Genomic DNA, 6,604 nt, shown 5'->3' on the forward strand with positions numbered 1-6,604 from the left:
GCCGGGTTGCGGCGACACATACGCCGTTTCCGAATTTCGGTAAAGTGGAATATTTCCGCCGGCGCGTCTTGACCGACGCCTCGGGTGTTTTGCCCGACGGCAACACAAGGGATCGTGGCCTGGATGAGCTACGACCGCCGGTCTACCAGCCGCTCGATCACGAGATCGAGCAGCACGCGCAGACGGGCGAGGCGCCTCATGTCGCGATGATAGCCGACATAGGTGTCGCGGCCCGGCGGCGTCGCGCCGATGTCGATCTCGACCAGACGGCGGTCACGGTCGCCGAGCGGGCGCGGCAGCACGGCCAATCCGCCGCCGCTCGCACAGAGCTCGGCCTGCACCTGTCTGTTGTTGCTGCGCGAGGCGATGTCCGCATTCGGCAGCGCGCGCTTCAGCCAGACGGCGTCCGGCATATCGGCGAACTCCGCATTCATCGTCACGACGCGGACACCGCTGCCGTCGCCGGCGCGCGGCGGTTTGCTGCCCTTCTTGCCATAGAGTGCGTAGGGAATATGCAGCAGCTTTCGGGAGATCACCTCGGGCTCGCTGAATGGTTTGATGCGGAAGACGAGATCGGCTTCACGACGCGGCAGACTGTAGAGCCGCGCATCGGTCAGGAGTTCCACCGTCACCTTGGGATGGCGCTTGCCGAAGGCGGCAATCACCGGCGACAACATCACCGTCCCGAACCAGTCCGAGGACGACAGACGCAACAGGCCGTCGAGCTGCGTTTCCGCACCGGACACACGGCGCTCCAGCGCGAGGGCCTCGTCCTCGATCCGCTCGGCGTGGCGAAGCACGGCCGTACCCTCGTCGGTCAGCACGAAGCCATCCGCCGTGCGCTGGAACAGCGCATGTCCCAACGATGTCTCGAGCGCGCGAAGCCGCCGACCCATGGTCGGCTGGGTCTGGCCGATTTTCCGTGCGGCAGCGCCGAGCGTGCCTTCGCGCGCAATCGCCAGAAAGATGCGCAGATCGCTCCAGTCCATCGAAATCCATCCAAACAGAAACGTATGATGATCGTACGCTTTTGTTCCTTCTCATGCAAAATTTTATGGGCATATTGAGGGCCGACAAGGAGCAAGACGACCATGACGAGACGACCAACGATGCGTGCAGCCGTCCTGGAGACCCATAATGCTCCGTTACGCCTCTCAACCATCTCCACGCCCGAGATCGGCCCGCGCGAGGTGCTGGTGCGGGTGCGCGCCAGCGGGGTCAATCCGCTCGACACCAAGATCCATGCCGGCGCGGCGCCGCATGCGCGGCATCCGCTGCCTGCAATTCTGGGGATCGATCTCGCCGGCGTGGTCGAGCAGGCCGGACACGAGGTGAAGCAGTTCAAGCCGGGCGATGAAGTCTATGGCATGGCCGGCGGCGTCGGCGGCATACAGGGATCGCTGGCGGAATTCGCCGCGGTCGACGCCGATCTCCTTGCGGTGAAGCCCGTCAATCTCAGCATGCGCGAGGCAGCCGCCCTGCCACTGGTCGTCATCACGGCCTGGGAAGGCCTGATCGACCGCGCCGCCTTGAAGGCCGGTCACAAGGCGTTGATCCATGGCGGCGCGGGCGGCGTCGGTCATGTCGCTATCCAGATCGCGCGCGCGTTCGGAGCGGAGGTATTCGCAACCGGCTCCGCCTCACAGCGCGCCGCCATCGAAAGTCTTGGCGCGGTGTTCATCGACCGCGACAGTTCGGTCGAAGCCTACGTTGCGCAGCATACCCGCGGCCGCGGCTTCGACGTCGTCTACGATACCGTCGGCGGCAAGGTGCTCGATGCCTCCTTTGAAGCGGTGCGCCGCTTCGGACATGTGGCGAGTGCGCTCGGATGGGGGACGCACGCGCTTGCGCCGCTTTCGTTCCGCGCCGCAACCTATTCCGGCGTGTTCACGCTGCTGCCGCTGCTGTCGGGCGAAGGACGCGCGCATCATGGGCAGATCATGATGGAGGCGACGCGACTGGCGGAGGCGGGCAAGTTGGTGCCGCTGCTCGATTCCAGGCGTTTTACGGTGGAGAATGTCGACGGCGCCTATGCGCTGATCCGCGATCGCGCGGCGAAGGGCAAGCTGGTCGTCGATGTCTGAGGGAGCCTGTAACCCGTTGGCTCCATCCGGATCACGAGGCCATCCCCGCCACTAGTCCTCGCTCGAGGCCGCCGAGCGGTTGTGCAGATAAGCCTGCGACAACAGGAAGAACAGCGCGCGCTCGCCTTGATACTTGGCGGCCGGCCGGGTGCGCTCGAAGCCGTCGGCAAATATCTTGCCGGACTGGTCGCACACCTGCCATCGCCAGCCAAACCGCTTGCGCCTGGTGAGGATCACTTCGAACATGCCGACGGGTTGGTCCCCTGCTGCTGCCGGTCCCGCAAGCCATATGCCCGCTCCCGGTCTCCCCCATTTGACGGATGCCCGACATATAACCCAGCAGGACGGAAAGAGAATAAAATTGATGATCGGAAATTCGTCTGGTGCACCGGCTGCAGGGATGCAGCGTCGCTTGGGAATAAGTCCGCGCCCTTGGTGTTGCTGCAGCGCGGTTTGATCGCGCTGCGCCGCGACAGAGGTAGTCAGGGATGGCATTGTCGTGCGCCGGATGAGAATTTGCGGCCGACAGCAAGTTCGGCCTCTGGCTGCTCGCGGCCAAGGCCCGGGCGCCGTCATCGCGGGGCGCTATCGGGCGACGACCTCGACTTCGCCGTCGACGCCGTTGACGACGTTGAAACCGCGCTCGTAGACCTTGCCCTCGTTCTTGGCGATGGCGCGGTATTCGCCTTCGGAGAGCACGACGCGCGGGAAGGCGCCGATCGATTCCTTGATGACGTCGCCGCCGGGGGTCAGCACCGACCAGGCGGTGTTGGCGAGCGCCTCGCCGCCCCGGTCGCTGACCAGCTTGAGCGTGATGACGGCGGCACGGTGGGTGATGGTGACGTCGGTGAGCTTGCCGGCCTGGACGCGGATGTCCGATCGCACCACCGAGTTGGCGTCGCCGTAGTTGGAGACGATGTAATAGGTGCCCTCCGGAATCAGCACGACGTCACCGGCGGCGACGTTCGGCACCAGAGACGCGCGCTCGCCGGATTCGAACTGGCTGCCCTTGTAGATCGCAAACGAGATCTGGTTCTGCGGAATGCGGCTGGTGCCGACGCGGCCCTCGATGCGCAGGCCGCCCGCCGGCAGCACGAAGGATTCGCGGTCGGTCTCGGCCTTCAGGGCGACCGTGCGCACCGCGCTGACGAGACCGAAGGCGACGTGGACGACGTAATTGCCGGGCGGCAGCACGATGTTGGGCGCGGCGTTGCGGTCCTCGCGGATCAGCTTGAAGGTACCGTTCTCGTCGGGACGGTCGGCAAACACGCGCCAGACCAGACCGCTGGTGATGGGCGGAGCATCCTTGCCGTATTTCGCGGTCAGCGACAGCACGCCCTGCCCCGGCACGGCCGCGTTCAGCGGGGCGGCCGGCGGCACGGTCGTGACCGCTGGCGGCGGCATGCTGGGTGTTGCGGGCTGCATCAGCGTCGGCGGCAGGCTCGGGGGTCCCGCGCCGAGGCCGGAGGGCGGCGCCAGGCTGACGGCACCACCGGGGTCGGGCACCGATGCAGGCGGCACCGGCGGCGGACGATCGGAGAAAAGCTGTGCCTGCGCAGCATCTTGGCCTGAGACAACGAGGCACGCGGCAAGGATCAGCGCCGGCAGCAGCCTGCCGCTGCGCCGCCATCCGATGATGCCGTCACCCCCGCGTGTCATACCCCTGCTTTTCACCGAAAACGCGGCAAATTCAAGCCACTGAAACCCTGGGAAATACGGCAGCACGGCCAAGCGCGGGAACCGGGTTGACGCCTGCGTGATTACCTCGGAGGCAACCATCCGTCGCCATACTCCTGCCCCGTGCCCTTCGCAAAGCGGCATAAACCATGCTTCGCCCCTGATATGGCGGAGTGCAAGGGCGATGCCTAGTCTGGCGATGCGGGCTGGCCCCGGCGTAGGAGAGTTTCGGTGCTGGACAGATTGAAGGGGCGGGGCGCGAACGGCTCGAATGGCGAGAAGGTGGGCCTCGGCAGCATCCGCCGGCCGGTCATCGGCCTTGCCCTCGGCGGCGGCGCGGCGCGCGGATTCGCCCATATCGGCATCATCAGGACCCTGCTCGCGAACGGCATCGTGCCTGATGTCGTGGTCGGCACCTCGATCGGCGCCGTGGTCGGCGGCGCCTATGCGGCCGGCCAGCTCGACACGCTGGAAGAATGGGGCCGCAGCCTGCAAGGCATGCGCAACATCCTCGGCTATCTCGACATCCGCCTCAACGGCTCCGGCCTGATCGGCGGCGAGAAGCTCGCCACCAGGCTCGAGGAGGCCATCGGCCAGACCTTGATCGAGGATCTCGGCGTGAAGTTCGCCAGCGTGGCGACCGAGGTGCGCACCGGCCACGAGATCTGGCTGACGCGCGGCCGCGTGGTCGATGCGATGCGGGCGTCCTATGCGCTGCCCGGCATCTTCTCTCCCGTGCTGGTCGGCGACCGCTGGCTGGTCGATGGCGCGCTGGTCAATCCGGTGCCGGTCTCGGCCGCGCGCGCGCTCGGCGCCGAAATCGTCATCGCTGCAAACCTTTCCAGCGACATCTTCACCCATTCCACGACGATCTATTCGCACGGCGCCATGCCCACGCCGGTCGCGCCGGCGACCGAGGAGACGACCGCCAAGCGGCGTTTCCCGCGGCTCTTCTCCCCCGAGAAGACCATGAAGCGCGAGTTCTTCGGCGGTGGCGGACGCCCCGGCATCTCGTCGGTGATGGTGGATGCCTTCAACATCATGCAGGACCGCATCACGCGCGCCCGCCTCGCCGGCGATCCGCCCGATCTGCTGATCACCCCTCGGGTCGGCCAGTTCGGCTGGTTCGACTTCCACCGCGCCGAGGATCTGATCGCGCACGGCACGCGCGCGGCCGAGCGCGCGCTCGACTCGATCCAGGAGGCGATCCACGTGCTGGCGCCGCCGCCCGAGGGCGCGGCGCCGAAGGTCGCCGAGTAAGGGCCGGTCAGGCCGTCTTGATGTAGTCGCGCAGGGCTGCCTGCTCGGCCTCGTATTCCTGCACCCGGCGCTTCACCATGTCGCCGATCGAGATCAGACCGACCACCTTGCCGTTGTCGACCACAGGCAGATGGCGGAACTTGCCCGTCGTCATCATCTCCATGAGCGCGGCCACCGTGTCGGTCTCCTTGCAGGTCACGACCTTGCGGGTCATCACCTCCGAGACCGGCGCGTCCAGCGCGCCGGCACCGCGCTCGCCGAGCACGCGCACGATGTCGCGCTCCGACAGGATGCCCTCGAGGCGGCTCTGGTTCATCACCAGCACCGCGCCGATCTTCTTCTCAGCGAGCAGCTTGATTGCAGCCGACAGCTTGGCGTCGGGCTCGACGCTCACGATCTGATGGCCCTTGGTGTTGAGAATGGAACGTACCGTCATTGTCGCCTCCCTGAAGCGGAGCCGTCCGCTTCGAGCAGTCCGGACCTGTTCTTCGAGTCTTCAACTAACAGTTTCGCGCCGGTTCACGCTCGTGCGCGTCACGAAGCTTGGCCTCTATGGGCTTGCAGCTTCGGAACATTCTTCTCGGGAATGATGGATGAATTCGGGCCGGGCCGCAAGCGCCGCTTCAAATACGGTCCGAAACGTCCCGTGATGACGCAGCCGCAGCATCGCTTCGAACGCGCGGCACGGGATCGAACAGGGCAAACAGCAACAGGCCGGCAAGGAAGCCGCCGATATGCGCCTGCCAGGCGACGCTCGCGGTCTCGGAGTCGACGCCGATCGCGCCGACGCCGAAGATGATGTTGACGCCGAACCAGATGCTGAGGAAGCCGACCACCCGGCCGTCACGCAGCGCGCGCGACAGCGGCAGCGCCGGAACCTTTGCGGCGGTATCGGCGTCCGAACGGCTGAACGACAGGAAGCTGCCGCGGACGAAGGCGAAGCGGATTGCGGCTGCCATCGCGCCCGACACCGAGGCAGAGGCGCCGATCATCGGCGCGACCGCATGCTCATGCGTGACGAGGTGGGCGAGCGCGCCGGCCGCCGCCGTCACCGCGAGAAACAGGAAGAACCTGACCGAGCCGAAGCGCCGCGCCAGCGCGCTGCCGAACGGCAGCAGCCACAACACGTTGAAGCCGAGATGGGTGAGATTGGCATGGAGCAGCGAATAGGTGACGAAAGTCCAGACCTTCGCGCCCGCCCCGCCCGGGATCTCCAGATTGAGCAGCGAGGAATCGTAGCGCTTCGGGATGAAGCCGAACACGTCGATGGTCCAGTTCTCCAGCTCCGGCGGCAGCAGCACCCGCAGATGGATCACCGCCAGAAGCAGGACATAGGCGGTCAGCGCCGCGGGCAGCGTCAGGATCGGCTCGCGCGGAGCCTCCTTGACGACGACCGGCACGTCCGGTGACGAATCTTGCGGGGAATCCAAGGCAGCTTCGCTTTCAGGCGCGATCGGAGCGATCAGACTGGAGATAGTCGCCTTTGCCGCCCCTGCGCAAGTGCACAAAAGGAAAAGGCAGGGCCCTGGGAAGCCCTGCCTGTCCGTGTCGGTCTTCCGGAGCCGGAGAGATAAGGCGTATCC

Annotated in this window: 7 protein-coding genes; 2 read left to right on the forward strand and 5 right to left on the reverse strand. The window is 66.2% G+C overall.

Features of this window, described 5'->3' with window-relative positions:
• Positions 1-128 precede the first annotated feature (128 nt).
• Positions 129-989: a LysR family transcriptional regulator gene (locus AX729_RS00115; RefSeq protein WP_061019873.1), complete on the reverse strand. Its 861-nt coding sequence runs from the start codon at positions 987-989 to the stop codon at positions 129-131.
• A gap of 102 nt (positions 990-1,091) precedes the next feature.
• Here AX729_RS00115 and AX729_RS00120 point away from each other — a divergent pair, with 102 nt between their 5' ends.
• Entirely contained in the window at positions 1,092-2,084 is a 993-nt protein-coding gene (locus AX729_RS00120) for a zinc-dependent alcohol dehydrogenase family protein (RefSeq protein ID WP_502686890.1), read from the forward strand.
• 51 nt (positions 2,085-2,135) lie between these two features.
• On the opposite strand, the gene AX729_RS40310 is transcribed toward AX729_RS00120, so the two are convergent.
• Together AX729_RS40310 and AX729_RS00130 are read right to left on the reverse strand one after the other, a co-directional pair.
• A complete protein-coding gene (locus AX729_RS40310) occupies positions 2,136-2,330 on the reverse strand; it encodes a hypothetical protein (RefSeq protein ID WP_061019875.1) in 195 nt (64 codons plus the stop codon).
• Between the two features lie 339 nt (positions 2,331-2,669).
• Positions 2,670-3,743, reverse strand: coding sequence for an RgsD C-terminal domain-containing protein (locus AX729_RS00130; RefSeq protein ID WP_061019876.1), 1,074 nt, complete (start codon positions 3,741-3,743; stop codon positions 2,670-2,672).
• Between the two features lie 249 nt (positions 3,744-3,992).
• On the opposite strand from AX729_RS00130, the gene AX729_RS00135 reads away from it, so the two are divergent.
• On the forward strand, positions 3,993-5,021 hold the full coding sequence (locus AX729_RS00135; RefSeq protein ID WP_061019877.1) for a patatin-like phospholipase family protein: 1,029 nt from the start codon (positions 3,993-3,995) through the stop codon (positions 5,019-5,021).
• 7 nt (positions 5,022-5,028) lie between these two features.
• On the opposite strand, the gene AX729_RS00140 is transcribed toward AX729_RS00135, so the two are convergent.
• A complete protein-coding gene (locus AX729_RS00140; protein ID WP_061019878.1) occupies positions 5,029-5,457 on the reverse strand; it encodes a CBS domain-containing protein in 429 nt (142 codons plus the stop codon).
• Between the two features lie 187 nt (positions 5,458-5,644).
• Positions 5,645-6,451 (reverse strand): rhomboid family intramembrane serine protease, encoded by an 807-nt coding sequence (locus AX729_RS00145; RefSeq protein ID WP_197433509.1) that lies wholly within the window; start codon positions 6,449-6,451, stop codon positions 5,645-5,647.
• Positions 6,452-6,604 lie beyond the last annotated feature (153 nt).

Origin of the sequence: Bradyrhizobium sp. CCH5-F6 (assembly GCF_001556045.1) — a bacterium.
In the GTDB taxonomy this organism is placed as follows: domain Bacteria; phylum Pseudomonadota; class Alphaproteobacteria; order Rhizobiales; family Xanthobacteraceae; genus Bradyrhizobium.

Excerpts from the sequence above, each read along its gene's own strand:
- AX729_RS40310 (WP_061019875.1), bottom strand. The coding sequence starts at position 2,330 with ATGTTCGAAGTGATCCTCACCAGGCGCAAGCGGTTTGGCTGGCGATGG.
- AX729_RS00140 (WP_061019878.1), bottom strand. The coding sequence starts at position 5,457 with ATGACGGTACGTTCCATTCTCAACACCAAGGGCCATCAGATCGTGAGC.
- AX729_RS00115 (WP_061019873.1), bottom strand. The coding sequence starts at position 989 with ATGGACTGGAGCGATCTGCGCATCTTTCTGGCGATTGCGCGCGAAGGC.
- AX729_RS00120 (WP_502686890.1), top strand. The coding sequence starts at position 1,092 with ATGACGAGACGACCAACGATGCGTGCAGCCGTCCTGGAGACCCATAAT.
- AX729_RS00130 (WP_061019876.1), bottom strand. The coding sequence starts at position 3,743 with ATGACACGCGGGGGTGACGGCATCATCGGATGGCGGCGCAGCGGCAGG.